The sequence below is a fragment of the Thioclava kandeliae genome, assembly GCF_040297545.1.
GTDB classification, from domain to species: Bacteria; Pseudomonadota; Alphaproteobacteria; order Rhodobacterales; family Rhodobacteraceae; genus Thioclava; species Thioclava kandeliae.
This window is the reverse complement of sequence record NZ_JAYWLC010000002.1, coordinates 214,792-241,541: the sequence shown is the minus strand read 5'-3', so window position 1 is coordinate 241,541 and position 26,750 is coordinate 214,792. Positions and strand designations below refer to the sequence as shown.

Sequence of the window (26,750 nt, the reverse complement as noted above, 5' to 3'; positions counted from 1 at the left end):
GATCATGGCAGTTCTCGTCAACGAAAACACCAAAGTCATCTGTCAGGGCTTCACCGGCTCGCAGGGGACCTTCCACTCGGAACAGGCGATCGCCTACGGCACCAAGATGGTCGGCGGCGTGACCCCCGGCAAAGGCGGCCAGAAGCATCTGGACCTGCCCGTGTTCAACTCGGTTCATGAAGCCAAGCATGTCACCGAAGCCAATGCGACCGTGATCTACGTTCCCCCGCCTTTCGCGGCCGACTCGATCCTCGAGGCGATCGACGCTGAAATGGAGCTGATCGTCTGCATCACCGAGGGCATTCCGGTGCTCGACATGATGAAGGTTAAGCGCGCTCTGATCGACAGCAAGTCGCGTCTGATCGGTCCGAACTGCCCGGGCGTTATCACCCCCGATGCCTGCAAGATCGGCATCATGCCCGGCCACATCCACAAGCGTGGTTCGGTCGGCGTCGTGTCGCGTTCGGGCACTCTGACCTACGAGGCCGTCAAGCAGACGACCGATCTGGGTCTGGGCCAGTCTTCGGCTGTCGGTATCGGTGGCGACCCGATCAAGGGCACCGAACATATCGACGTGCTCGACATGTTCCTTGACGATCCGGAAACGACCTCGATCATCATGATCGGTGAAATCGGTGGTTCGGCGGAAGAAGAAGCCGCAGAATTCCTCGCCGAGCAGAAGAAAAAAGGCCGTTGGAAGCCGACCGCAGGCTTTATCGCAGGCCGCACGGCCCCTCCAGGCCGCCGCATGGGCCACGCAGGCGCAATCGTCGCCGGCGGCAAAGGCGATGCGGAATCGAAGATCGAAGCCATGAAATCGGCTGGTATCGTCGTGGCAGACAGCCCCGCAACGCTGGGTGAAGCCGTCATGAAAGCCATCAAGGGCTAATTTTCTGGTGCCCGCGCAGGTGACCTGCGCGGGCATCTCCGGCTCATTTCCGGGCCACTCGGCAGAGCTGAACAGAGACCGCGTCTCTGTTTTGCCCTTCCGAGGTTTCTTTAGAACTACGTCAGCCTGACAAAAGGTCGGGCAAAGGGCGAACCAATGAGAAGACGGATCAACGTGCTGACGAGCCATCTCCCGACCCATCGTGGCCGGGCGGTTCGCGCCTACGCCTCCGTCACCAGCGTTTCGCCCATACTGCACGCACATATGCCAGATGTTAAACTTACCGCTATCTGCCCCGACGGCCTTGACGATGCGGAAACCTATTATCTGACTAATGACACCGATAGTGCAGCCGAGCCTCCGAGAAGGACAATGACGATGACGCCCACGACAACCCGTTCCCTCCGTTTCCCCCTGCTGTCGATGCTGGGGGTCGCGGCGCTTGCCCTGACCGCTTGCGGCCCGGGCAATTACTGGGGCAGCGGCAAGCTGCACGAGCAATCCGACACCCCCGCTCACGAAATTCAGGACCAAATGGTGAAAGGTGCCCCCGGCCCGATCACCACAGGGCCGGTTGTCGGTCACGGAAAAGTTCCGGCAGGCACCACGCCCACCGGTTCTACGGGTTATGCCGTTGCAAATACTGCCCGCACGGACGGGACCATTGTCAACGGGCAAGCTGCGCGCTGCACCAATGCCAATGACTGGTCCAAATACTCAGACGGTTGTGCTCATGCCGCAGGTTTGCCTGCCGCCAGCCAGCCCTATATCTCGCCTTACAGCAACTAAGGCCACACAAGCATCACGGTCCGCGAGACGCGCGGGCCGCGCCATCACCCATCCACCTGAACAGGTGACCATATGAACGACGAATCTCCAAACAGCCAATTCCAGGCATCCAGCTTCCTTCAGGGAGGCAATGCCGAATATGTCGAGCAGCTTTACGCACGCTTCGCTAATGATCCGGCGTCTGTAGATGCGGCATGGGCGGATTTCTTCCGTCAGCTGCAGGACGACGAAGCCAGCGTGAAGAAATCGGCCTCCGGTCCCAGCTGGGAACGCAGCGACTGGCCGAGTGCGGCGCCGTCCGAGATCATGGGCGCGCTGACCGGCGAGTGGCCGGCCGCCGAAGTGAAGGATGCCGGCAAGAAAATCTCGAAGAAAGCCGCCGAGACAGGCGTCGCTCTCGACGAGGGCGCGATCAAGCGTGCCGTGCTGGATTCCGTTCGCGCGCTGATGCTGATCCGTGCCTACCGTATCCGTGGTCACCTGGCCGCAGACCTCGACCCGCTGAAAATGCGCGACGAGGTTCCGCATCCGGAACTCGACCCCAAATCCTACGGCTTTACAGATGCCGATATGGACCGCCCGATCTTCCTCGATAAAGTGTTGGGGCTGGAAATCGCCTCGATGCGCCAGATCATGGAGATCGTGAAACGCACCTATTGCGGCACCTTCGCGCTGCAATACATGCATATCTCGGACCCCGAGCAATCGGCATGGCTCAAAGAGCGTATCGAGGGCTATGACAAGGAGATCACCTTCACCCGTGAAGGTCGTCGCGCGATCCTGAACAAGTTGGTCGAGGCCGAAGGCTTCGAGAAGTTCCTGCATGTGAAATACATGGGGACTAAGCGCTTCGGTCTGGATGGCGGCGAGGCCCTGATCCCCGCAATGGAGCAGATCATCAAGCGCGGCGGCAATCTCGGCCTGAAAGAGATCGTCATCGGCATGCCGCACCGAGGCCGTCTGTCGGTTCTGTCGAACGTGATGATGAAGCCCTACCGCGCCATCTTCAACGAATTCCAGGGCGGGTCGTTCAAGCCCGATGACGTGGATGGCTCGGGCGATGTGAAATACCACCTCGGTGCCTCCTCGGACCGCGAGTTCGATGGTAACAAGGTCCACCTTTCGCTGACCGCGAACCCCTCGCACCTCGAGGCCGTGAACCCTGTTGTTCTGGGCAAGGTCCGCGCCAAGCAGGACCAACTCAACGATAGCGAGCGCCGCGAAGTGCTCTCGATCCTGCTGCATGGCGACGCGGCCTTCGCAGGTCAGGGTGTTGTGGCGGAATGCCTCCAGCTCTCGGGCATCCGCGGTCACCGCACCGGCGGCACGATCCATATCGTCGTGAACAACCAGATCGGCTTCACCACCGCGCCGCATTTCTCGCGCACCTCGCCCTACCCGACCGATATCGCGCTGATGGTGGAAGCCCCGATCTTCCACGTCAACGGCGACGATCCGGAAGCGGTTGTGCATGCCGCGAAAGTGGCCACCGAGTTCCGTCAGAAGTTCCTCAAGGACGTTGTTCTCGACATCTTCTGCTACCGCCGCTTCGGTCACAACGAAGGCGACGAGCCGATGTTCACCAACCCGCAGATGTATACCAACATCAAGGGTCACAAGACGACGCTCCAGCTCTATACCGAGCGTTTGGTGAAGGACGGCCTGATCCCCGAGGGCGAGATCGAGGATATGAAAGCCGCGTTCCAGGCCCATCTGAACGAGGAGTTCGAGGCGGGCAAGGTCTACAAACCCAATAAGGCCGACTGGCTTGACGGTCGCTGGAAGAACATGGAACGCGAGGGGCAGGTCTATGACGCAGGCTCCACCGCTGTCTCCGAAGAGACCTTCCACGAGGTCGGGAAGGCGCTGACCACCGCCCCCGAAGGGTTCGAGATGCACCGCACGGTCACGCGTCTGCTGGGCCAGAAGGAAGAGATGTTCTCAACCGGCAAGGGCTTCGACTGGGCAACCGGCGAGGCGCTGGCCTTCGGTTCGCTCCTTGCGGAAGGCTATCCGGTGCGCCTTGCAGGTCAGGACTCGACCCGCGGGACCTTCAGCCAACGTCACTCGGCCTTCATCGACCAGAAATCCGAGGAGCGTTATTACCCGCTCAATCACATCAAGGCAGGTCAGGCCCGCTACGAGGTGATCGACTCGGCACTGTCCGAATATGCGGTTCTTGGCTTCGAATATGGCTACTCGCTGGCAGAGCCCAACACGCTGACCATGTGGGAAGCCCAGTTCGGTGACTTCGCCAACGGCGCGCAGATCATGTTCGACCAGTTCATCTCCTCGGGCGAGCGCAAATGGCTGCGGATGTCCGGTCTGGTGATGCTGCTGCCGCATGGCTTCGAGGGTCAGGGGCCCGAGCACTCCTCGGCACGTCTGGAACGCTTCCTGCAGATGTGCGCGGAAGACAACTGGATCGTTGCCAACTGCTCCACACCCGCCAACTACTTCCATATTCTGCGCCGCCAGATCCACCGGAACTTCCGTAAGCCGCTGGTCCTGATGACGCCGAAGTCGCTGCTTCGCCACCCGATGGCGATCTCGACCAAGGAAGATTTCACCACCGGGTCCTTCTTCCACCGCGTCCTGTGGGACGATGCGGAAAAGGGCAATTCCGAAATGAACCTGAAACCCGATGCCGAGATCAAGCGCGTCGTGATGTGCTCGGGCAAGGTCTATTTCGACCTGCTGGCCGAGCGCGACGCCCGCGGTCTCGACGATGTCTATCTGCTGCGCGTCGAGCAGTTCTACCCGTTCCCGGCAAATTCGCTGTCGAACGAGCTGGCCCGCTTCAAGAACGCAGAGATGGTCTGGTGTCAGGAAGAACCGAAGAACCAGGGCGCCTGGTCCTTCATCGAACCGAACCTGGAATGGGTCCTGTCAAAACTCGACGCCAAACATTCCCGCGCCCGCTATGCAGGCCGTGCCGCTTCCGCCTCGCCCGCAACGGGTCTAGCGAAATCGCACAAGGCCGAGCAGGACGCGCTCGTTAATGATGCACTGGAGGGATAATCCATGAGTACCGAAGTTCGCGTCCCTACGCTGGGCGAATCCGTGAGCGAGGCGACTGTCGCCACCTGGTTCAAGAAGCCGGGTGACGCGGTTGCCCAAGACGAAATGCTCTGCGAGCTGGAAACCGACAAGGTCACCGTCGAGGTTCCCGCTCCCGCAGCCGGTACGCTGGGCGAGATCGTGGCCGCAGAAGGCACCACCGTTGGTGTGGACGCGCTTCTGGCCATGATCAGCGAAGGTGGCGAAGCCGCAGCCTCCGCTCCCAAGGCCGAGGCCCCCGCGGCTGCGGCTCCGGCAGCTGGTGGCTCGGAAGGCAAGCCTGTGGATGTCATGGTCCCGTCGCTGGGCGAATCGGTGTCGGAAGCCACCGTCTCGACCTGGTTCAAGAAAGTCGGCGACACCGTTGCGCAGGACGAGATGCTGTGCGAACTCGAAACCGACAAGGTGTCGGTCGAAGTGCCCGCGCCCGCCGCTGGCGTTCTGATGGAGATCGTGGCCACCGAGGGCACCACCGTTGATGCCTCGGCCAAGCTCGCCGTGATCTCGGCAGGCGCGTCGGCCGGTTCCGCACCCGCCGCAGCCCCCGCTCCGGCGGCAGAAGCCTCCTCCGGCGCCGGCGTGAAGAACGCCCCTTCGGCAGAAAAAGCGATGGCCGAGAAGGGCATCAGCCCCGCATCGGTCACCGGCACCGGCCGCGACGGTCGCATCATGAAAGAGGATGTGGCTAAAGCGGGTTCGGCTCCGGCAGCGTCCGTGGCCCCCGCACCGGCACAGATGCCGCGCGGCACCTCGAATGCCGATGACGCGGCCCGCGAGGAACGCGTGAAGATGACCCGCCTGCGGGCCACCATCGCCAAGCGCCTGAAAGACAGCCAGAACACCGCTGCCATGCTGACCACCTATAACGAGGTGGACATGACCGAGGTGATGGCGCTGCGCAACCAGTACAAGGACATGTTCGAGAAGAAACATGGCGCGCGTCTGGGCTTCATGTCCTTCTTCACCAAAGCGTGCTGCCACGCTCTGAAAGAAGTGCCGGAAGTGAACGCGGAGATCGACGGCAACGAGATCGTCTACAAGAACTACGTCCATATGGGCGTGGCGGCAGGCACCCCGCAGGGTCTGGTCGTTCCGGTCATCCGCGACGCCGACAGCATGTCCTTTGCCGATATCGAGAAAGCGATCTCGGAAAAAGGCAAGCGCGCGCGTGACGGTAAGCTGTCGATGGCAGAGATGCAGGGCGGCACCTTCACCATCTCCAACGGTGGTGTCTATGGCTCGCTGATGTCTTCGCCGATCCTGAACCCGCCGCAATCGGGTATCCTCGGCATGCACAAGATCCAGGACCGTCCGATGGTCGTCAACGGCAAGATCGAGATCCGCCCGATGATGTATCTCGCGCTGTCCTATGACCACCGTATCGTCGACGGCAAAGGCGCCGTGACCTTCCTCGTGCGCGTCAAGGAAGCGCTGGAAGATCCGCGCCGCCTGCTGATGGATCTGTGATCCGACATGTGGCGCTCCGTCACGGGGCGCCACATCCCTACGTTCTTCGGGACGCATTTCGAGGCAAGACTGATGCAGTTGGCACGTTGGATGTTCTGGGCAGAGATCGCGCTTCGCGGCGTCTATTTCCCCCTCCTTGTCGCGTATCTGGCGATGGGGCGTGCGGAAGCCTCCGACATGATCCTCCTGCTGGTTGATGTTTTGCTTCTGCTCTCCGTGCAATTCGCACTGCGCGCCCCCTCACGCCCTGCCCTTGCCGCCGCCCTCGGCCTCTGCGCCCTGCATTATCTCCACGCGATTTCCGGTGGTATTGCTCTCGCTAATCTCTGGCCGCTGGTTGACGGCATTCTGGCGATGATCGCGGGGCTTTCGCTCGTGATCCGCAAACCGAAAGAGGCAATTGCATGACAGCAGAGCTTTACGCCTTGGCCGCCACGGTCCTCATCCATCTGGCGGCGGTCTTCTGGTCGCAGCGCTCGCTGGAAGCCGATATCGGCAAGGACGGCAATCTTGGCACGCGGGAAAACCTTGACGCCCAGCTGTCCGAGCGGACCAAGCGTCTGCGCCGCGCGCTGTCCAACCATACCGAGAATATCGGGCTGTTCATAATTGCCGTCGTGCTGGTGCAGTTCACCGGCTCGAATGGCTGGCTGACGGGCCTTTGTGCGTGGATCTATGTGATTGCCCGTGCGCTCTACCTGCCCGCCTATGCCTTTGCATGGGTGCCGTGGCGGTCCGCGATCTTTGCCTTGGGCCTTCTGGCCACGCTGGTGATGGTTCTGGCGGCAGTGTTCTGAGGGTATCATGATCGCATTCACCACCCCCGAACTCAGCGCCCTCGGGCTCGCCGTTTTCCTGCACATCGCCCTTATGGTGCTGTTCGCGGTGCGCGCCAATATGGAGCTGCCCTCGAGCTACACGATGGGGCCGCGCGATGATGAACCGCCGGTGCCGTTGTCGGTGACCACCGCCCGCCTGCGCCGCGCGATGAACAACTCTTTCGAGAGCCTGATCCTGTTCACCCCTGCCGTTCTGCTGGTGGTTCTGACCCGCCAGACCAGTGCGCTCACCCTTTCGCTTTGCGGCGTATTTCTCGTCGCACGGCTTCTCTATATCCCCGCCTATGCCTTCGGTTGGGTGCCTTGGCGCTCGCTGATCTGGGGCGTGGGATTGCTTGCAACGCTGGCCATTCTCGTGATTGGCCTGATCTAACACCCTCCGGCGGGGTCCGCCTGCCGGAGACGATATCCGCACCTGACAGATAGGAGCAACAAATGGCAGATTTTGATGTGATCGTAATCGGCGGCGGCCCGGGTGGCTATGTCTGCGCGATCCGCTGTGCACAACTTGGCCTGAAAACCGCTGTGGTCGAAGGCCGCGAGACGCTGGGCGGCACCTGCCTCAACGTCGGCTGCATTCCCTCCAAGGCGCTGTTGCATGCGACCCATGAGCTGCATGAAGCCGAGCATAACTTCGCCAAGATGGGCCTCAAGGGCAAGGCGCCCTCGGTCGATTGGGACCAGATGAAGGCCTATAAGCAAGAGGTCGTCGACGGCAACACCAAGGGCATCGAATTCCTGTTCAAGAAGAACAAGATCACCTGGCTCAAAGGCTGGGGCTCGATCCCGGCCGCCGGTCAGGTGAAAGTGGGCGAAGAGGTCCATAACGCCAAGAACATCGTGATCGCCTCGGGGTCTGTTCCGTCCTCGCTTCCGGGCATCGAGATCGACGAGGAGACCGTTGTCTCCTCCACCGGCGCGCTGGCGCTGAAGAAGATCCCGAAATCGCTGGTCGTGATCGGCGCGGGTGTCATCGGTCTGGAAATGGGCTCGGTCTATGCACGCCTTGGCGCGAAGGTGACCGTGGTCGAGTTCCTTGATGTAATCACCCCCACCATGGATGGCGAGGTCTCGAAGCAGTTCCAGAAGATCCTTGCCAAACAGGGCATGGATTTCGTCCTTGGCGCGGCCGTGCAATCGGTCGAGACCAAGAACGGCAAAGCCAAGGTCACTTACAAGCTGCGCAAGGATAACAGCGAGGTCACCATCGACGCGGATACCGTGCTCGTGGCAACCGGCCGTAAGCCCTATACCGATGGTCTGGGTCTGGCGGATATCGGCGTCGAGATGGAACAGCGCGGCCAGATCAAGACCGATGCGCATTGGCAGACCTCTGTCAAAGGCATCTATGCGATCGGCGATGCGATCGTCGGCCCGATGCTGGCCCATAAGGCCGAAGACGAAGGCATGGCCGTGGCGGAGGTCCTTGCCGGCAAGCATGGCCATGTGAACTATGGCGTCATTCCCGGCGTGATCTACACCACCCCCGAAGTGGCATCGGTCGGCAAGACCGAGGAAGAGCTGAAGAAAGACGGCGTCAAATACAAGGTCGGCAAGTTCCCCTTCATGGGCAATGCGCGCGCCAAGGCCGTCTTCCAGGCGGAAGGCTTCGCCAAGCTGATCGTGGACGAGAACGACCGCATCCTCGGTGCCCATATCATCGGCCCGGGCGCAGGCGATCTGATCCACGAGGTTTGTGTTGCAATGGAATTCGGCGCCTCTGCCGAGGATCTGGCACTGACCTGCCACGCCCACCCGACCTTCTCGGAAGCGGTCCGCGAAGCGGCTCTGGCCTGCGGCGACGGCGCGATCCACGCCTGATCTGGCGGAGAGTTAAAAGAAAGGGCGGCCCCGGGGCCGCCCTTTTTTATTCCGTCTTGCTGCCGGGGATCAGATCCTCGGGCGAAAGATCGCCCGCGCTCTGTTCCGGCGGCTGACCCGGTGCGCCCCCCTCCGGTGCTGCGCCCTCGGGCGGCTCGCCCATATTGGCCGATTTCGGCGCACCGCCGGGGCCCGAGCCCTCCTGGCTTACCGCATCGGGGTCCACCCCTACCACCAGCTGTGCCAGATACATCTCGGACTGCTCGCGGATCGCCGTATAGGCCCCATCGCCCGCCGCCTGCAGGATGCCGTCGATGGCGTTATAGGTGTCACGCGTGCTGTCGCGCGTATAGGGCTCGATATTGTCATAGATATACTGGCTTAGCGCGTCAGGGAAAAAGATCTGCGAGGTCAGCACATTGGTCTCGTCGAGGAAGACCTTGTAATGGATATGGGTCGTGCGCCCGCGATACCAGCCCGGATAGATGGTCTGGAAGCTGACGATACCGCTTTCGTCGGTCATCTGGGTGCCACGCAGGAAGGTCTCGCCCTCGGTGTCCAGCGTCCCCTCCGAGCCTTGCGAGGCATAACCCGAGTAATTTCCCTCGGCATCGCAATGCCAGATGTCGACGCGAGCATTGGCCATCGGCTGACAGTTTTCATCGACGACCTGCAACTGCATGGTCATCGCGATGCCCTCTTTGTCCTCGCGAATATCGGCCCGCACCAGTTTGGGGTCGATGTAATAGGGCCCTTCGGTGGTTTCCGGCGAGACAAGGCACATATTGCCCGAAATCAGCCCCACGGATTGCGCGGCGGCTTCGGCCTCGGCATGGGCCATGCTGGCTATTCCGGCGCCCGTTACGGCCACTGGCGAAGCCGCAAGGACCTTCATCAGATTACGGCGGCTGAGCCCGTTAAAATTGCTTGTCATGAGATCTTCCTTTCGATGCGCTTAAAACGCAGCAGCATGGCCGATCTGTTCCAGAAGATTTTCTGATGGGCAGATTTTATCCTACCCGCTTCGCCAACAGGAAAGGGCGCCGCCAATGGCCGCGCCCTTTCCCGATATCATCCTAATCGATGGATCAGTTATCGTCGTCATCCGAGCTGACATCAGCGATATCGTCGAGCGAGACGTTATCGTCATCATCCTCGTCGAGCAGATCATCGTCGAGATCGACGTCGCCTGCATCATCATCCAGATCGTCATCACCGAGATCATCGACTTCGAGATCGGTCTGCTTGTTGCTGGTCTTATCCGCGACCAGAACCTGGCCACGACCATTCGATACGCTTTCCAGCGTCAGGCTATTGGAACAGACAGGGCAGATCATCGGATCACGGTTCAGATCGTAAAACCGGCTCTGGCAATGCGGGCAGAGGCGCTTGACGCCCCATTCCTCTTTGGGCATGGAATTCTCCTGGCTACGCTCTGAGAGAAAGAGTCGAAGCCAACTGCCACAATGACCGAGGCGTGTCAAAGCTTTTTCGAAATTTTCGCCGAATGGGATGAAGGGGTTGTATCTGGATCATGGCTTTCCTGTCGCGCAAACGCACTCCCCCTCCCGTCAAGGCGGAGCCCGTCTTCATCGAACTGCCCGAATTGCCCGGTGTGGCGATCCGTCTCAACCGTTCGGCACGGGCGCGGCGCTACGGGCTCAGGGTCTCGCGCAGCGACGGAAGCGTAACCCTGACCATCCCGCAGCGTGGCACCCAAAAGGAGGCAATTGCATTCGCCCGCGCCCAGACCGACTGGCTTAGCGAAGCGATTGCGCGCATGCCCTCGGTGACGCTCGTAGGCTACGGCCAGAGCATCCTCTATGAGGGGCAAGAGGTGACATTGGCGCCCGGTCAGGGGCGGTTGCCGCTACGCGAAGGCACGACCCTTTTCGTGCCCGGTCCCGAGGACCGCATGGCGCGCAAGCTGGAGAGCTTCCTCAAGCATAATGCCCGCCGCAGGCTCCAGAGCGCGACGGAGCATTACGCCGCGCGGATCGGGCGCAATTTCAGCGCCATCACCCTGCGTGACACGCGCTCGCGCTGGGGATCGTGCAGTTCGAAAGGCGCGCTCAGCTATAGCTGGCGGCTGATCATGGCCCCGCCCGAGGTGCTGGACTATGTGGCAGCCCATGAGGTGGCGCATCTCGTGGAGATGAACCACTCTCCCGCCTTCTGGTCCATCGTCGAGGAGCTGCGCCCGAGCTGGCGCAAAGAGCGGCGCTGGCTGCGTGAGGAAGGCGGCCGGCTACATGCGACGCAATTCCGCGCGCCCTGAAGCCCATTGACCTGCCCCCCAAAGCTCATCACATAGAGACCATGACCACCATCACCACACGCCAGATCGATAGCGCCGCGCATGACAAGCTATACCGGCGCCTGCGCATGCAGATCATGCACGGGGAAATCCCGCCCGGCACGCCGATGACCCTGCGCGGGCTGGCCAAGGAGAATGGTGTCTCGATGACCCCCGTGCGCGAGGCGCTGCGGCGTCTGGTTGCGGAAGGCGCACTGTTTCTCTCGGCCTCGGGACGGGTAACAACGCCGATGCTGTCGAACGAACGGATCGAGGAGCTGGCCGCCTTGCGCGCCCTGATCGAGCCGGAACTGGCCTCGCGCGCCCTGCCCCGCGCCCACATGGCGCTGATCGACCGGTTGACGGCCATCAACCACGCCAATGCCGAGGCCGTGGTGAAGATGGATGCGATCGGGTATATCCGCACCAATCTGGAATTCCACCGCACGCTCTATCTGCGCGCACAGGCCCCCGCGATCCTCGCCGTGATCGAGACCGTCTGGCTGCAGCTGGGCCCGACGATGAGCACCTATTATGCGTCCATGCAGCGCAATGAACCGCCGCGTCACCACAGATTGATCCTCGCCGCGCTACGGGCAGGCGACGACCCCGGTTTACGGCTTGCGATCCGCACGGATGTGACCCAAGGTCTGCGACATCTGGCACAATAATGTGCGGGCTGTGACATATCCTCCATGTGCAAGGCACCTTTGCGCCGTCGGGGGTTCCCATTCCGGTCACAGCATGGCTTAAGGCACGGAAAGGAAAGTGGGACATGACGGGTATGGCCAGTAGATTGACCGAAGACGAGCGCAAGACGCTCGAGATGAACGTTCTGATGACGCCGGATATGGCGAATTTCTCCGGCAAGGTGCATGGCGGGGCGCTGTTGGCCGAGCTGGACCGCGTGGCCTTCACGCTGGCCTCACGCTATTCGGGCTCTTATGCGGTCACGCTCTCGGTCGATCAGGTGACCTTCAAACAGCCGATCCTCGTGGGCGAGCTGGTGCGGTTCCAGGCCGCCGTGAACCATACCGGCCGCTCCTCGATGGAAATCGGGATCCGCGTCGAGGCCGAGAACATCACCGCAGGCCGCCGCCGCCACACCAATAGCTGCTATTTCACGATGGTGGCCGTGGACGAGATCGGCAAACCGGTCGAGGTGCCGAAGCTGGTGCCGCAGAACGAGGAAGAGCAGCACCGCTGGGATGCCGCAGAGCTGCGCAAGGAGCTGCGCAAGGAACATGGCAAGCGGATGGAAGAAGCCTCTGCCAAGGTCAAGTAAGCCACGGAACTGGAAAAGGCGCCCCGAGGGGCGCCTTTCGCGTTAGAAGTAGCTGCGCACCAGCGCGTCCGAGATCAGCACCCAGCCATTGGCCACCACGAAGAATGCCAGCTTGAAGGGCAAGGACACGACCGCAGGCGGCACCATCATCATCCCCATCGACATCAGCACGGCCGATACCACGAGGTCGATCACCAGAAACGGAATGTAGATCAGGAAACCGATCTGGAAGGCACGCGCGATCTCCGACAGCATGAAAGACGGCACCAGGGTCGAGAGCGGCACATCCGGCGACAGCGCAAGGGCCGCATCAGGCGAGCGGAGCTGGGCCAGAGATGCGAAGGTCTCGGGATTGGTGCGCCCTGCCATGAAGGTCCGGAACGGCTCTATCGCGCGCTCCAGTGCGGGCATCATCTCGAGCTGACCGTTCATCAGGGGCGCAATACCGTTGGTATAGGCGTCCATAAAGGTGGGCTCCATGATGAACCATGTCAGGAACAGCGCCAGCGAGATGATGAGCATATTCGGCGGCGCCGCCTGCAGGCCGATCGCCTGACGCAGGATCGACAGGACCGTGACGATGAACGGAAAACAGGTCACCATAATCATGATGCCGGGCGCGAGGCTTAGCAGGGTCACCGCAGAGATCAGCAGAACCGAACTGCCCGTGAGGCTATTCTCGCCGCCGAAATCCAGAGTGACCTCTTGCGCCAAACCCGGCGCCGCAGAAAGCATTAACGTTAATGCGCCGTAACAAATTAGGCGTGACATTGTCATGTCACAGCCCGTTTTGCAGATCGATCACCTCGGTCAGACGCACGCCCAGTTGCCCGGCGTGATCCCCCTGCAGCTCGGTCAGTTCGCCACGCGCGATCAGCTTGTCCCCAACATAGAGCTCGACCGGATCATCGACGCGGCTGTCCAACGGCATGACCGAATCGCGCTTCATACGCAGAAGGTCACGCACCATCGGGCGCGCCTTACCCACCGAGATAGTGATCTCGATCGGCACTTGGGTAAATGGGTTCGAGGATTGGGTTGCCGCCTCAGTCATTATTCTGCTCCTTCTGGACCGCGCCAAAATAACTGGCAATCGCATCGCCGATCAGTGCGATAACACCATCAAGGTCGATATGCGTTTCTTTGCCGCCGAAGCGCAGATAGACCTGCCCTTCGCCCAGCGTATCTTCTGCAACAAAGCTCATTGGCAGGCTTTTCTCCTGCGAGAGAAGCTCCCGCACCTGCTCGAGGCTATTAGGGTTAACCACCACGGTGAGCGGCGTATCGGCAAGCTCGGTCGCCATCGGCATGACCTGCTCCGCGATTGTCTGTGCCAGCGTCTGGCGTGCAACAGTCGGCAGAACTTTTGCCGTCATATCAACAAGCAGCGGCTTCATGGCCTCGAGCACATGCTGACGCGCTTCGTGGAAGGTAAAAGAGAGCGCCTGCAGGTTCTGGCCCAGATCGGCGCGCAAACGCGCCTCCTCGGCATTCTGGGCCGCGACCGCATCTTCCCAGCCTGCCGAGTAGCCCTTTTCGAAGGCCGCGAGCTTGATTTCCTCGAGTTCGGCATGTTCCACGGTCACGGATTGCGGCACATGCGAGGTCGTTTCAAAGGATTCCAGTTCGAACCGCTGCATCACGCACGTTCCTCCTTCTCATCCATCCAGCTGCGCAAGATCTCTACGGTCTCGTCGCGTCGCTCTTCGATCAGGCGTTTCAACCGGTCGACCGGATCGGCATCATTTTCTGCATCATCAAAGGCGTTGCCCATGGCGAAGGGCATGTCGAAACCGCCCAGTTCGTCACCGCCCCCGAGCCCGGACACAAGCGGCATATCATCGGGCAAGTCGCCATCGGCAATCTCGCCAGTCAGTGCATTCGGGTCACCTGCAGCAGGAGGCAGCTGTGCAACCTGCTGGCGCTGGGTCAGGATAGGCTTCATCACGAAGAGACCGAGGATAAGCGCCACCACCGCCAGCACACCCAGCTGGATAAGCTGCATGACATCAAGGTTCTGGCCACCCATGAAGCCTCCCGACATCGCCTCGGTGCCTTCAATCAGCGTCGGCTCGAATTGCATGCTTTGCAGGGTGATCACATCGCCACGCGCTTCGTCAAAGCCTACAGCCGACGACACGAGCGCTTGAAGCTGGTCCAGTTCAGCCTGAGGGCGCGGCGCCCAGGTCACGGTACCATCGGCACCGGTGGTCGGGAGGCCATTCACCAGCACTGCGACGGTGAGGCGTGTCACACTACCCGGTTTACGCAGAACCTCGCGCCGTGTCTCGGACACATCGAAATTGGTGCGCTCGCGGGTCTGCGAGCTGTTGCTCTGGGACTGACCACCCGCATTCGCATTGCCGGTAGGAAGGTTGGATGCAACGGTCACATTCGCCGGATCGGTCGATTGGGAACTGTCACTCTGCTCCTGAGCGTCGGTCGAAATTGCGATCCGGCTGGCCGGGTCGATCACGCGTTCGGTGATAGATTCGCTTTCCAAAGCGGTACGGAGCGAGATCTCCACCACGGCATTCCCACGACCAACACGCGCTTCCAGAAGTCGTTCCACGTTCTTTTTCAGCTCGACTGCACGATCTTCGCCATTTTGCAGGATGTTGTCATCGTCACCGGTAGAGATCAGACCACCATTCGCATCGATCACCGAAACATCTTCGGGCTTCATACCCGTGACCGCCGAGGCAACAAGATGCTTAAGCGCGCGCGCTTGCTGTTGGCTGATAGAGCCGGAGGCTGCAGTGATGAAGACGGAAGCCGTCGGCTCGATCGAACGGCGGAAAGCGTTATCGCTGCCATGTGCGATATGGACACGGGCCGAGCGGATGCCGGGATTGGCTACAATCGTCCGCGCCAGCTCGCCCTCTTTTGCGCGCCAATAGGCCGCATCGAACATCTGCGAGGTCGTGCCAAATCCGGACATCGAATCGAGCAGCTCATATCCGGCGCCGCCCATCGCCGGTAGTCCTTCGGAGGCAAGCGTCATGCGAAGCTCGTCGCGCTGGGTTGCATCGACATAGATCGAATCGCCACGGATTTCATAAGGAACGCCACGCTGTTCGAGCGCGCTGACAACCTCCCCAGAGCTTTTCCCTTCCAGTCCTGCATAGAGGAGAGAGTAGGATGGCTTGGATGCCATATTAGAAAGAAGCAGGATCGCCGCGAAGACGATCCCGGTTGCTGCGAGCACAATGAAACGCCGCCGCGTATCCATCGCTTGCCAAACGGCCGTTACCTGTTCCAAGACGCACCTCCATGAGCGGACCTTCTGTCCCGTCGTCGTCTCATGTTTCGCCGATCGCCCTTAACAATCGGTTAGTGGGTCTGGGTTTATTACGGTTTCAACGAAGTAATCGGAATGATCCCATGGCAGAAGCAACAGCAGATCAGATAGAAGGCTCAGAAGAGCCGAAGAAAAAGTCGAAACTTCCGCTAATTATCGGCCTCGTGCTGATGCTCGTCTTTGGCGGCGGCAGTTTCTTCGCACTTTATTCCGGCATGATTCTCGCCCCTCCGGCGGCAGAGGATCCACATGCCGAAGAGGTTCCAAAACCGGCGGATCTGCCGGATATTTCCTTTATCAAACTCGATCCGATGGTGATCTCGCTTAGCGATTCTGCCTCGCGCCATCTACGCTTCAGCGCCGAGCTTGAAGTCCCGACGGCGTATCAGGCCGATGTCGAGAAGCTACGGCCGCGCGTCATGGATGTGCTTAACGGTTATCTGCGCGCTGTAGATCTGAGCGAGCTTGAGGACCGCACCGCACTCATCAAGCTTCGCGCACAGATGTTGCGGCGCATCCAGATCGTCACCGGCGAGGGCCGTGTGAATGATCTGCTTATCATCGAATTTGTGCTGAACTGAGGAATGCAGACCATGGAACTTATCTCTAATATCCTGCTGATCGCTGGCGCTCTGGGTGCTGCCGTCTACTGTATTGTCCTGTCGCGCCGCCTCAAGAAGTTCAATCAGCTTGAAAGCGGAATGGGCGGCGCGATTGCCGTTCTATCCGCTCAGGTCGATGAACTGACCAAGGCTCTGGAAAAGGCACAAAGCACAGCAAATACCTCGGCGGAGCAGCTGCGGACGCTCACGAAACGCGCGGAGATCGGCGCGGAGAAACTGGAGATCATGCTCGCCTCGCTGCATGATCTTCCGGAGCCTGCCCCTCAGGACACAACTCCCGAACCGCGTCCCGCTCCTACGGTTCCCCCAGAACCCGTGATGACCGAAGCGGCCGATGCCCCGAAGCGCCCGCGCGTCGTACGGCGCCGTAACCGTGACAACATGGAGGCCGCGGAATGAGCGCGACCGAAAAGAAAGACGCCCGCAAACCGAAAGCGGCGCGAAAGCCCAAAGCCACCCCGCGCAGACCGGCGCGCAATACGCTGATGATCATCGCAACGCTCCTCGCAGGCTCGGCCGCGATCCGTATTGCGGCAGGTGCAGACACGGCATTTGCGAAGGCTACAGATCTCACCAACGCTGTGACCTCTCCAACCTGCACGACAGAAGAAGGCGTCATGGCGCTTCTATCCGAGGTGAATGCCCGCTCCGGCAAGCTTGATGAACGCGAAGCCCTTCTGGCCAACCGTGCCACAGCGATCAGCGTCGCAGAAGATCGGCTGAGGCAGCGCATCGAAGAAATGAAAACCGCCGAGGAAGAGCTCGCCAAAACTGTCCAGATTGCGGATCGCGGTGCCGAGGACGATGTAACTCGACTTGTGACGCTCTATGAAAATATGAAGCCGAAACAAGCCGTTCCTCTATTCGAGACCATGGCGCCGGAATTTGCGGCAGGCTTCCTCGGGCGCATGCAACCCGCCGCGGCTGCATCGATTATGGCAGGTCTGTCCCCGGACACCGCCTATACGATCAGCGTATTGATGGCCGGTCGGAACGCGAACGCCCCAAAAAGGTAAAGCGCGTCAGTAGTTTTTTAAACGTCCTTTGCGATGCTTGCATCGTAACAATGGAGACGGACGATGATTGGCATAGTGGGAATCGTGATCATCTTCGCCATGGTATTTGGCGGCTATGTAGCAGCCGGTGGCAAGATGGGAATTATCCTGAAATCACTCCCCTTTGAGATGATTATGATCGGGGGCGCGGCCGTCGGGGCCTTTATCCTGTCAAATGACATGGCGTCTATCAAGCACGCGCTGAAGGACATCGGGAAAGTCTTCAAGGGGCCGAAATGGAGGCCTGATGATTATCGGGATCTTCTCTGTCTGCTGTTCGAGTTGATCCGCCTGCAGCGGCAAAACCCCGTGGCCATCGAAGAACATATCGAAGACCCCGAGAACTCTTCGATTTTTGGGAAATATCCGAAGATTCTCCATGACCACGAAGCCGTCGAAATGATCTGCGACACGCTGCGCTCGGCCTCTATGAACTATGACGACCCCCATCAGGTCGAAGAGGTTCTCGAGAAGCAGCTCGAAGCCAATTACCATCACGCAATGCATTCCAGTCATGCGATCCAGAACGTCGCTGACGCAATGCCCGCGCTCGGGATTGTGGCTGCTGTGCTCGGCGTTATCAAGACGATGGGCTCCATCGACCAGCCGCCCGAAGTGCTCGGCAAGATGATCGGTGGGGCGCTTGTCGGAACCTTCCTCGGCGTCTTTTTGGCCTATGGGTTCATCGGTCCCTTTGCGTCGCGCATCAAGGCTGTTGTCGATGAGGATTCCCATTTCTACAAGTTGATCCGAGAAGTCCTTGTGGCAAATTTGCATAACCACGCGACCAATATCTGCATCGAAGTCGGGCGCCAGAATACTCCTCACCACATTCGTCCGAGTTTTTCGGCACTGGAAGAAGCGCTTAAATCCGTCAAGTCGGAGGCAGCATGAGGCATCTTTTTGTCGGCGCGATATTTACCACGATAGCAACGGTCACCACGGCCCAGACCGTAACCGTTCAATCGGGAGAGCATCCAGATTTTACGCGCCTAGTTTTTCTGTTCCGCGATAAAGTTGACTGGTCACTCGAGCAGAACGAGAACGGTTATTCTTTTTCGGTCAACAGGCCGGAAATTGAATACAATCTGGATAACGTATTCTACTTTATTCCCCGTACACGCATTAACGATCTCTATCCCGTTAATGGCTCATCCAGCCTGGATATCCAGACCCCAGACGATATCGAACTGACCGCCTTCGAGTTGGCATCCGGTGAAGTTGTTGTCGATGCGAGGAAATCGATGGCCCCACAACCGTCTGCGCGGGCACCAGCCTCCCCGCCTCAAATAGAAATCAACCCTTCAAGCCCTCGAGTGGCCAGTACACCTCCAACGTCTACGGCTATCGCGCTTTCCGATCCGGCCGTTTACTGGCGCCTTTCCGACCAGCTTTCCCTCGGCAAAGCGAACTCTGCCCTCACTGCGCCAGTTCAAGAAGAAGCTACCCCCCAAGCAGACACATCGGTAGAAAGTGCTCTGGCGCTAGATCAGTTGCTCAACGACGACGATGATCGTGTCTCGGAAGCTGAAGAGCAGCTTCTGAAGCAGCTTAGTCGTGCCGCTTCACAAGGGTTGATCAAACTCGAAATGCCGCAGGCGCCGCCGCCGGAACCGATGGCGGCGCCCGCAGAGGCGCCGGCTCCAGAACCAACGCGGCAAAATGAGCATATTGCGATTCATTCCGAGACGGTAATCGACCGCGACGCAGGATCGTTGCAAAGCGCGTTCGACGATGCCTTAGGAGATAAGCGTTGCGCACCCAATTCCAGCTTCGCGCTCCGCGAATGGTCCGAGGAAGGTGACCCCTTTGCTCTGATCTCGAACCTGAGACGTTCTCTGATAGGCGAGTTCGACAAGCCCGACGAGACTGTCGCATTGCGACTGGCACAGATTTATATCGCACTCGGATTTGGCGCCGAAGCAGAGGCAATCGTCGAGAATTTTTCGGTCGATGACGACGCTCAGAACGTGATCCACCTGATGGCGGGGATCGTCGACGGAAAGCCGGTAGCCCAGAACAACCCTCTTCTCTCGATGAGCACCTGCGACGGTTCAGTGGCCTTTTGGGCCTTGCTGGGACAGAACACCTCCGATCCGCTCGAAATCAACATGAAAGCCATCCAGCGCACCTATTCCGACCTGCCTATTTCTCTGCGGCGGTCGCTAGGCGTTCCACTCGCAAACAAACTTATTGCCCTCGGCTATCCCGGTGAAGCGGAAACCGTCCGTTTCTCACTGGGGCGCGGCGAAGAAAACAAGAGTTTGCAAGCCGTTATGCTTGATGCAACTATCGATAGCGAGCGTGAAACGGCAAATGCTCTAGAGCAGAGGCTGAAGCCTGTCGTCGAGCGTGACAATGATGACTCTGTGGACGCAACTCTCATGATCGCGGAAGCCGCGTTCCGCGACCATCACGCTATGGACGAGCTTGTTCTGGAGAACGCTTCAGCGCTCGCGATCGAACTGTTGCCCTCGGAGGATGGCGCAAAGCTGTTACGTGCAGACGCCTTGGGCCGAGCCAGCCGTGACGACTGGAACGGCGCAATGTTGACCCTTGCGCGTTGGCCGGACGATCAGCAACCTGAGATGAAGAAAAAAACTGAAAAAGAGATCCTGCAGCGCGCCATCCGTGAGCTTGATGACAAGGAAATGCTGATCTTCTTCTTCCAGCATAAACCAGAGATAGAGGCTGCGAATCTCACACTGGACGATCATCAGCACATGGCCGGGCGCCTCGTCGATCTCGGCCTGCCCGATAGCGTCCAGACGTTACTCGAGAACGAGCGCCCGTTATCGGATCCATCGCGTATTCTTATGGCAAAAGCTGCTCTACTGGAACATGATGGCCCTGCCGCCATGACTTATGTTGATGGAATCGATACGGAAGAAGCCCAACAAATACGCCTGCAAGCCCAAAATTACTTCCTTGGCGGGGATACCCTGAACGAAGGCGGCGGAGTTCCGCAACTTTCTGACGCAGGCCCCGACAATGCGTTACGACGGCAGGATTGGGAAACACTCGCGACCTCGGGCTCCGAGCCCGAAAAGGCTTTCGTACAGGCCTTCGGGCTTACAGGGTCCACCTCGGAGGCAGCCCCTCAGGGCGAACTTTCCAATGCGCAGCGTCTTCTGGATCGCAGTGCCGAAGAGCGTGATGCCCTCAACAACCTTCTCGAAAGTCTGAATGCGCGCTGAGACAGGCGAGCTTCAGCGCGGCTAGACGAGCTTCGCCGGAATAAGGCCGCGAAGCGAGTTGCCGAGCCAGAAACCGTCTTGCAGATCCTCAAGCCGAAGAACCTGTTCTCGGGCACGCCCTTTGACCAGCAGGCTCTCGCGCAGCACTCCGGGTAACAGCCCCGAAACGGTCGGTGGAGTTAGAAAGACCTCCGACCGCTCGACGAAGATATTCGTGATGGTGCCTTCGCACACCTCGTCACGCTCGTTGAGAAAAATCCACTCATCAACGCCTCGCGGCAATGTTTTGCGTGTCTCGTCATAAAGAGCGCGTTGGGTTGTCTTTATCTGCAGCCACGGATCGCCCGATGACAGACGCGGCTGCGCAACCGCCACATTCCATTCCGGCATCGCCGGGCCGAGCGCCACGCATTGTAGATCAACCACGCCCTCGAGCCCGACTGTCAAACGCACGCGATAGACCCCTGTCGCAGGCAGCTTTTGCAAGCACTGCTGCACTCTCCCGCGATCCAGCGTGATACCGAGCGAAAGACAGGTGCGCTTCAACCGATCCAGATGCAGATCCAGCCGGATGGCTACCCCGCCCTCGACGCGGAATGTCTCGATGACCTTCAGGTCCGGAGGACAGGTCCGGCGTAGCGACTTTTCCATAGGGCCTCCTCATATTCGGCCTCGGCACGGCTATCATAGACGATCCCGCCTCCGACATTCAGCGTAACTGCCCCTGCCTCGCATCGCAAAGTGCGGATCGCCACGTTGAAGGCCATATTCCCCTGCGGTCCGATCCAGCCGATGGTCCCGCAATACAGCCCCCGCGCCCAAGGCTCGAGTTCGCGAATGATCTGCATGGCGCGGATCTTGGGCGCGCCGGTAATGGAACCGCAGGGAAAGAGCGCCTCGACAATCTGGCTGAAACCGGCCCCGGGCTGCAAACGGGCCTCGACGGTGGAGACCATCTGATGCACCGTCGGATAGGTCTCGACGGTAAAGAGGTCGGGCACTTTCACACTGCCCAGACATGAAACACGGGAAAGATCGTTGCGCAGGAGATCGACGATCATCAGATTTTCCGCGCGGTCTTTCTCCGACCCACGCAGATCCGCGATCTGCGCCTGATCGCCCTGATGATCCTCGCCGCGCGGACGCGTGCCCTTCATCGGGCGCGTCCGGATATTGCGCACCGGATCGACCTCGAAAAACAGTTCCGGCGACCGCGATACGAAATGCACTCCACCGAAATCGACGAAAGCGCCATAGGTCAGGGGCGTCTGCTGTGCCATTTGCGCATAGAGCGCTTCGGGCCGCCCTGTCAGCCTGCCCGTCACCGGGAAGGTCAGATTGACCTGATAGCAATCGCCCGCGCGGATATACTCGGCCAAGCGGGAGAAGGCTGCACCATGATCGCCCTGCGACCAGCGCGGCACCAACTCGGTAAGCTCGGCCGCTCCCCGCAAGGGCGGTGTGACCGTCGGCGTGTGATAGGCGGCGAAGGCAATCAACGGATCGCGTCTAGTTTCGGGCAAAAGCGGCAGAAGCTTATCGGAGAAACAATAGCCCAACTCATAGGACATCATGCCCGCCAGCCAGTAGCCCTCGGCCTGCAGTGCCTCGATCCGTGCAAGGACCGGCGCGACCTCTTCGGGGCGGTTGGCGCATAGAACCTCGACGGGGTTCGCAAAACAGGTATGGGCCCCGAGCGGACCGTGATCGAACAAAACCTTCATCGGACTTTCCTGCCGCGTCTTGTGCCTACTTCGCATCTTCGGCGCATGGGTCAAGGCTGAAACCGACATTTCACCGCCCAAACCGGCTTTTCAATCCCGTTGCAGCTCCGATAGCCCGTGCTATCAAGGGTGAAATAGATAAGACAGCTCATCATGTTCGACATTATCCGCCTCATCCTCCCGATCTACCTGCTCATCGCCGTCGGATTCGTGCTGATCAGGATCCGGTATATCGCGCCGGCTGATCTGCGCGGAGCGGGGCGGCTTGTCATCCGGTTTTTCCTGCCGCTTGTCGTTTTTGCGGCGGTGGGCGCGGGACAGCATGATACCGCGCTGCATCCGATGCTGTTTGCCGCCTATGTCGGGGGGTCGCTGCTCAGCTATGCGAGCGCCTATGGCATGGCGTGGATGGCGGGCAAGGATCATGGTGTCAGGGCCTTCGAGGCCATGGGATGCTCCTGCTCGAACTCGGCCTTCTTCGGGCTACCCATCGTGACGCTGGTCTCCGGCCCCGCGATTGCCTTCGACATTTTCGCGATGGCACTGCTGGTCGAGAACCTGATCATGATCCCCCTCGCTGTAAGCATCATCGAGGCGGAGAGTGGGCTGACATGGCCGAAACTGCGCAAACTGATCTTCGGGGTCCTGACCAACCCGCTTCTTGTCGGCGCGGTGGCGGGGCTCATATGGAAGGCCACCGGTCTGGGTTTGCCACAGATCGCGCTGGATGCCATCGGGCTGATGACACCAGTGGCGGCTCCTGTGGCGCTGCTGACGGTCGGCGGGGCGGTGGCGGAGCTGTCTTTACGCACCTTCCGCTGGGGCGTCGTGCGTATTACCCTGTGCAAGCTGATCCTCCACCCGCTGTGGGTGGGGCTGATGATCCTGCTTCTTTCGGGGATGCCCGGTGATCTACAGATCGCGGCGATCGTCAATGCCTCACTGCCGATGATGTCTGTCTATATGCTCTTCGGCATCCGCTTCCGTCGCGAGGATGTGGCCGCAACAGCCCTTATCACGGCAACGGCTCTGTCCTTCGTGACACTCTCGACCCTACTCTACTTGCTTCGCTAGGCACCGAAGCAACCCAAGGGAGAATCGCCCTCAGAAAACCAATCTGTTCTACCGGCATAAAAGATAAATAAATTATAACTTTCGTTAGGTTAACCAATAGAAGTGAGCAGGTTATTGCGCATTTTCTGCGTTGTGACGAAACGTAAAATGGGGATCGGCACACTTAAAAATTGAAAGATCAACGTTTGTTGTCGAAATTAAAACTGTTAATGCCTTTCTCGCCCTCTGGGCAACCTTCCAATTAGCGACGCCCCGCCCCGGGGTAGAGCCTCTTTCATTTCACCGCCCCCACCCATCCCGCAGGCATGTTGCTTTGCGGGGCACATAAACCTGTATCCGGTGCTTGGTTGATGAGTGTTTCGCGATTGGAACCCCCTCATGACAACGCGTACAAAAGAGCTCGATAACGTCCAGACCTATAATGGCAGCCTGCTCGGCATCCAGAACAACCTCATCCTGAGCGATTTCTCCGACACGTCCGGCGGAACATTGACCGTTGAGGATACCGACAACGGGCGCGACTGGGATGTTGGCGAAACCGGCACATGGAACGGTGCAGAGGCTACCTATATCGGATCGGGCACGATCACATCGGGTGTCAGCCTGAATCTCTCTGTTTTCGGGCTGGATCTCGATGTCGGCACCTCCGTCGAATTCGAAGCTTGGGACGTCGACGGCACGACCTATATCTACTATCCGAACGGCGACCAAGCCTCTCTTCTTGATGGTCTGGTGTCACAGCTTGAAGCCGGTATCCCTCGTCTCGCCACGGTCCTGAGGGTGCTCCGCGTCACCAGCCTGACGGAATATGTCGAGAAAAACGCCCTGCTCACTGTCGATTTCGATGCAGGTGGCTCTTTCGATCTTCCGGTCTGCTTCACGCGTGGCACTCTGATCGATACTATAGCTGGCAAACGTCCCGTCGAGACGCTGCGTGTCGGTGACCTCGTCCAGACCGCAGATGACGGGCTGCAGCCTATCGCTTGGATCGGACACCGAAAGGTCAATGCGAGAGGCACATTCGCCCCCATCCGCATCGAAGAGGGCGCTCTGGGAAACAGCCGCATTCTGGAAGTGTCACAACAGCACCGGATGCTGATCAGCGGCTGGCAGGCAGAACTGCTCTTTGGCGAACCCGAGATTCTCGTGGCCGCGACCCATCTGCAGAATGATTGCTCGATCCGGATAAGGCAGGGCGGCTCGGTCGAGTATTTCCATATCCTGTTCGGATGCCATCAGATCGTTTTTGCGGAAGATTGCCCCTCGGAAAGTTTCTTCGTGGGCGAAACAGGTCTCGATACGCTGGACACGCTACAACGCGACGAAGTCCCATCGCTCTTTCCCGAGCTACCGCTTGGCGAGGTGCCGGCCTTGGCACGCCAGAGCCTCAAAGCCTATCAGGGGCGCGTACTGGCGCAGGAGCTCGCCTGATACACAGGATGCCACTCACGGCAAAAGAAAAGGCCCCTCCGGGGGCCTTTTCGCATATCTTCTGTGGTTCAGTCATCCATCTTGAGCGCGGCGATGAAGGCGGATTGAGGGATTTCGACCTTACCGAACTGCCGCATCTTCTTCTTACCGGCCTTCTGCTTCTCGAGCAGTTTCTTCTTCCGCGTCGCGTCCCCGCCATAACATTTGGCGGTCACGTCCTTGCGCATCGCCGAAAGCGTCTCGCGCGCGATCACGCGGGCACCGATGGCCGCCTGAATCGGGATCTTGAACATGTGACGCGGAATTAGGTCCTTCAGCTTCTCGCACATGGCACGGCCACGCGCCTCGGCGCGGTCACGATGCACCATGATCGAGAGCGCATCCACCGGCTCGTCATTCACCAGGATCGACATTTTCACAAGGAAGTCCTCGCGGTAGCCGATCAGCGAATAATCGAAGGACGCATAGCCTTTGGTTACCGATTTCAGGCGGTCATAGAAGTCGAAGACGACCTCAGAGAGCGGCAGGTCATAGACCGCCATCGCCCGCTGACCGGCATAGGTCAGATCCATCTGGATGCCACGACGATCCTGACAGAGCTTGAGCACATCGCCCAGATACTCGTCGGGCACCATGATCGTGGCCTTGATCCGCGGCTCCTCGATATGGTCGACATAGGTCAGATCCGGCATATCGGCGGGGTTATGCAGGTCGATGACCTCGCCGTCCTTCATATGCAGCTTGAACACAACGCTCGGTGCGGTGGTGATCAGATCGAGATCGTATTCGCGCTCCAGACGGTCGCGGATCACCTCGAGATGCAGAAGCCCCAAGAAGCCGCAACGGAAGCCGAAACCGAGGGCAGCCGAGGTTTCCATCTCGGCCGAGAAGGACGCATCATTCAGCTGCAGCTTCTCGATCGCATCGCGCAGCGCCTCGAAATCGGCGGCATCAACGGGGAAGAGGCCACAGAAGACCACCGGAATGGACGGCTTGAAGCCCGGAAGCGCCTGTGCACAGGGCTTTTTGTCATGGGTGATGGTGTCGCCCACTTTCGTGTCACGCACCTGTTTGATCGAGGCGGTGAACACCCCGATCTCACCCGGCCCCAGCTCGGCAATATCGACCATCTGCGGCTTGAGCACGGAAAGACGGTCCAGCTTGTAGGTGGCGCCCGTCTTCATCATCTTGATCTGGTCGCCCTTTTTGACGACGCCATCCATGACGCGGATCAGAACGACAACGCCCAGATAGCTGTCATACCAGCTATCGACCAGCATGGCTTTCAGCGGCGCATCGCGATCGCCCTTGGGGGCGGGCAGACGGTGGACAATGGCTTCCAGCACATCGGGAATGCCAAGGCCCGTCTTGGCCGAGATTTCCACAGCATCGGACGCATCGATGCCGATGACATCCTCGATATTTTCCTTCACCCGCTCGGGTTCGGCGGCAGGGAGGTCGATCTTGTTGAGAACAGGCACGATCTCGTGGTCGGCATCGATGGCCTGATAGACATTGGCCAGTGTCTGCGCCTCGACGCCTTGGCTGGCATCGACCACCAGAAGCGATCCTTCCACAGCCTGCATGGAGCGCGAGACCTCGTAAGCGAAGTCGACGTGGCCGGGGGTGTCGATCAGGTTCAGGATGTAGGTCTTACCATCCTTTGCGGGATACTCGATCCGGACAGAGTTCGCCTTGATCGTAATACCGCGCTCGCGCTCGATATCCATCGCATCAAGAAGTTGCGCCTTCATGTCACGTTCGGCCACCGTCCCGGTGAGCTGAATCAGCCGGTCGGCGAGTGTCGATTTACCGTGGTCGATATGCGCCACGATGGAGAAATTGCGAATGCGGTCGAGATCGGTCATGGCGCGCGATATATATAGGTTTCGACGTTGC

General features: G+C 59.6%; 27 protein-coding genes. 18 read left to right on the top strand and 9 right to left on the bottom strand.

Features of this window, described 5'->3' with window-relative positions; all coding sequences use genetic code 11:
* Window positions 1-4 precede the first annotated feature (4 nt).
* The 8 genes from sucD (at window position 5) to lpdA (ending at window position 8,865) form a co-directional block, all read left to right on the top strand.
* Entirely contained in the window at window positions 5-889 is an 885-nt protein-coding gene (gene sucD / locus VSX56_RS03840) for a succinate--CoA ligase subunit alpha (protein WP_339113495.1), read from the top strand.
* 378 nt (window positions 890-1,267) lie between these two features.
* Window positions 1,268-1,678, top strand: coding sequence for a hypothetical protein (locus VSX56_RS03835; RefSeq protein WP_339113496.1), 411 nt, complete (start codon window positions 1,268-1,270; stop codon window positions 1,676-1,678).
* A 72-nt stretch (window positions 1,679-1,750) separates the two neighbouring features.
* Complete coding sequence (locus tag VSX56_RS03830) at window positions 1,751-4,699, top strand: 2-oxoglutarate dehydrogenase E1 component (RefSeq protein WP_339113497.1); 2,949 nt, start codon at window positions 1,751-1,753, stop codon at window positions 4,697-4,699.
* A 3-nt stretch (window positions 4,700-4,702) separates the two neighbouring features.
* Complete coding sequence (gene odhB, locus VSX56_RS03825; protein WP_339113498.1) at window positions 4,703-6,205, top strand: 2-oxoglutarate dehydrogenase complex dihydrolipoyllysine-residue succinyltransferase; 1,503 nt, start codon at window positions 4,703-4,705, stop codon at window positions 6,203-6,205.
* Between the two features lie 72 nt (window positions 6,206-6,277).
* Entirely contained in the window at window positions 6,278-6,613 is a 336-nt protein-coding gene (locus VSX56_RS03820; RefSeq protein WP_350934967.1) for a hypothetical protein, read from the top strand.
* On the top strand, window positions 6,610-7,002 hold the full coding sequence (locus VSX56_RS03815) for an MAPEG family protein (RefSeq protein ID WP_350934965.1): 393 nt from the start codon (window positions 6,610-6,612) through the stop codon (window positions 7,000-7,002). Before VSX56_RS03820 ends, VSX56_RS03815 begins: the two co-directional genes overlap by 4 nt.
* Window positions 7,003-7,009: 7 nt before the next feature.
* Window positions 7,010-7,417 (top strand): MAPEG family protein, encoded by a 408-nt coding sequence (locus VSX56_RS03810; RefSeq protein WP_339113501.1) that lies wholly within the window; start codon window positions 7,010-7,012, stop codon window positions 7,415-7,417.
* A 62-nt stretch (window positions 7,418-7,479) separates the two neighbouring features.
* Entirely contained in the window at window positions 7,480-8,865 is a 1,386-nt protein-coding gene (gene lpdA, locus VSX56_RS03805) for a dihydrolipoyl dehydrogenase (RefSeq protein WP_350934963.1), read from the top strand.
* 46 nt (window positions 8,866-8,911) lie between these two features.
* Here lpdA and VSX56_RS03800 read toward each other — a convergent pair whose 3' ends face one another.
* Window positions 8,912-9,799 (bottom strand): intradiol ring-cleavage dioxygenase, encoded by an 888-nt coding sequence (locus VSX56_RS03800; protein ID WP_339113503.1) that lies wholly within the window; start codon window positions 9,797-9,799, stop codon window positions 8,912-8,914.
* A 154-nt stretch (window positions 9,800-9,953) separates the two neighbouring features.
* Window positions 9,954-10,280 (bottom strand): TIGR02300 family protein, encoded by a 327-nt coding sequence (locus tag VSX56_RS03795; RefSeq protein WP_339113504.1) that lies wholly within the window; start codon window positions 10,278-10,280, stop codon window positions 9,954-9,956.
* Between the two features lie 119 nt (window positions 10,281-10,399).
* Between VSX56_RS03795 and VSX56_RS03790 the strand changes: the two genes are divergently transcribed.
* The 3 genes from VSX56_RS03790 to VSX56_RS03780 all read left to right on the top strand — a co-directional run bounded on the left by VSX56_RS03790 (window position 10,400) and on the right by VSX56_RS03780 (window position 12,446).
* Window positions 10,400-11,143: a M48 family metallopeptidase gene (locus tag VSX56_RS03790; RefSeq protein ID WP_350934959.1), complete on the top strand. Its 744-nt coding sequence runs from the start codon at window positions 10,400-10,402 to the stop codon at window positions 11,141-11,143.
* Between the two features lie 41 nt (window positions 11,144-11,184).
* Window positions 11,185-11,832 carry a GntR family transcriptional regulator gene (locus VSX56_RS03785; RefSeq protein ID WP_339113506.1) on the top strand — a complete coding sequence of 216 codons (648 nt, stop codon included), beginning with the start codon at window positions 11,185-11,187 and terminating at the stop codon, window positions 11,830-11,832.
* A gap of 104 nt (window positions 11,833-11,936) precedes the next feature.
* Window positions 11,937-12,446 (top strand): acyl-CoA thioesterase, encoded by a 510-nt coding sequence (locus VSX56_RS03780; RefSeq protein WP_350934957.1) that lies wholly within the window; start codon window positions 11,937-11,939, stop codon window positions 12,444-12,446.
* Window positions 12,447-12,488: 42 nt separating this feature from the next.
* On the opposite strand, the gene fliP is transcribed toward VSX56_RS03780, so the two are convergent.
* The 4 genes from fliP to fliF are packed head-to-tail and all read right to left on the bottom strand — an operon-like array spanning window position 12,489 to window position 15,708.
* Window positions 12,489-13,217, bottom strand: coding sequence for a flagellar type III secretion system pore protein FliP (fliP, locus tag VSX56_RS03775; protein WP_339113508.1), 729 nt, complete (start codon window positions 13,215-13,217; stop codon window positions 12,489-12,491).
* Window positions 13,218-13,224: 7 nt separating this feature from the next.
* The gene (locus VSX56_RS03770; RefSeq protein ID WP_350934955.1) at window positions 13,225-13,500 is read right to left on the bottom strand and encodes a FliM/FliN family flagellar motor switch protein; all 276 of its coding nucleotides are present in this window, start codon (window positions 13,498-13,500) and stop codon (window positions 13,225-13,227) included.
* Window positions 13,493-14,089, bottom strand: a complete 597-nt coding sequence (locus tag VSX56_RS03765; protein ID WP_339113510.1) for a FliH/SctL family protein — start codon at window positions 14,087-14,089, stop codon at window positions 13,493-13,495. Before VSX56_RS03765 ends, VSX56_RS03770 begins: the two co-directional genes overlap by 8 nt.
* Window positions 14,086-15,708, bottom strand: coding sequence for a flagellar basal-body MS-ring/collar protein FliF (gene fliF / locus VSX56_RS03760; protein ID WP_350934953.1), 1,623 nt, complete (start codon window positions 15,706-15,708; stop codon window positions 14,086-14,088). The genes VSX56_RS03765 and fliF overlap by 4 nt, the downstream gene beginning before the upstream one ends.
* A 122-nt stretch (window positions 15,709-15,830) precedes the next feature.
* On the opposite strand from fliF, the gene VSX56_RS03755 reads away from it, so the two are divergent.
* The 5 genes from VSX56_RS03755 to VSX56_RS03735 all read left to right on the top strand — a co-directional run bounded on the left by VSX56_RS03755 (window position 15,831) and on the right by VSX56_RS03735 (window position 20,622).
* Entirely contained in the window at window positions 15,831-16,328 is a 498-nt protein-coding gene (locus tag VSX56_RS03755; RefSeq protein ID WP_339113512.1) for a flagellar basal body-associated FliL family protein, read from the top strand.
* A 12-nt stretch (window positions 16,329-16,340) separates the two neighbouring features.
* Window positions 16,341-16,769, top strand: coding sequence for a hypothetical protein (locus VSX56_RS03750; protein ID WP_350934950.1), 429 nt, complete (start codon window positions 16,341-16,343; stop codon window positions 16,767-16,769).
* Window positions 16,766-17,386: a MotE family protein gene (locus VSX56_RS03745; protein ID WP_350934948.1), complete on the top strand. Its 621-nt coding sequence runs from the start codon at window positions 16,766-16,768 to the stop codon at window positions 17,384-17,386. The genes VSX56_RS03750 and VSX56_RS03745 overlap by 4 nt, the downstream gene beginning before the upstream one ends.
* 63 nt (window positions 17,387-17,449) lie before the next feature.
* Window positions 17,450-18,319, top strand: a complete 870-nt coding sequence (motA, locus tag VSX56_RS03740; protein ID WP_350934946.1) for a flagellar motor stator protein MotA — start codon at window positions 17,450-17,452, stop codon at window positions 18,317-18,319.
* Complete coding sequence (locus VSX56_RS03735; protein ID WP_350934944.1) at window positions 18,316-20,622, top strand: hypothetical protein; 2,307 nt, start codon at window positions 18,316-18,318, stop codon at window positions 20,620-20,622. The genes motA and VSX56_RS03735 overlap by 4 nt, the downstream gene beginning before the upstream one ends.
* 21 nt (window positions 20,623-20,643) lie before the next feature.
* Here VSX56_RS03735 and VSX56_RS03730 read toward each other — a convergent pair whose 3' ends face one another.
* Both VSX56_RS03730 and VSX56_RS03725 read right to left on the bottom strand, forming a co-directional pair.
* On the bottom strand, window positions 20,644-21,273 hold the full coding sequence (locus VSX56_RS03730; protein WP_350934942.1) for an aminotransferase class IV: 630 nt from the start codon (window positions 21,271-21,273) through the stop codon (window positions 20,644-20,646).
* Window positions 21,234-22,346, bottom strand: coding sequence for an aminodeoxychorismate synthase component I (locus VSX56_RS03725; protein WP_350934940.1), 1,113 nt, complete (start codon window positions 22,344-22,346; stop codon window positions 21,234-21,236). Before VSX56_RS03725 ends, VSX56_RS03730 begins: the two co-directional genes overlap by 40 nt.
* A 153-nt stretch (window positions 22,347-22,499) precedes the next feature.
* Here VSX56_RS03725 and VSX56_RS03720 point away from each other — a divergent pair, with 153 nt between their 5' ends.
* Together VSX56_RS03720 and VSX56_RS03715 are read left to right on the top strand one after the other, a co-directional pair.
* Window positions 22,500-23,420, top strand: coding sequence for an AEC family transporter (locus VSX56_RS03720; protein WP_339113519.1), 921 nt, complete (start codon window positions 22,500-22,502; stop codon window positions 23,418-23,420).
* A 378-nt stretch (window positions 23,421-23,798) separates the two neighbouring features.
* Entirely contained in the window at window positions 23,799-24,851 is a 1,053-nt protein-coding gene (locus VSX56_RS03715; RefSeq protein ID WP_350934938.1) for a Hint domain-containing protein, read from the top strand.
* 68 nt (window positions 24,852-24,919) lie between these two features.
* On the opposite strand, the gene lepA is transcribed toward VSX56_RS03715, so the two are convergent.
* On the bottom strand, window positions 24,920-26,719 hold the full coding sequence (gene lepA, locus VSX56_RS03710) for a translation elongation factor 4 (RefSeq protein WP_339113521.1): 1,800 nt from the start codon (window positions 26,717-26,719) through the stop codon (window positions 24,920-24,922).
* Window positions 26,720-26,750 lie beyond the last annotated feature (31 nt).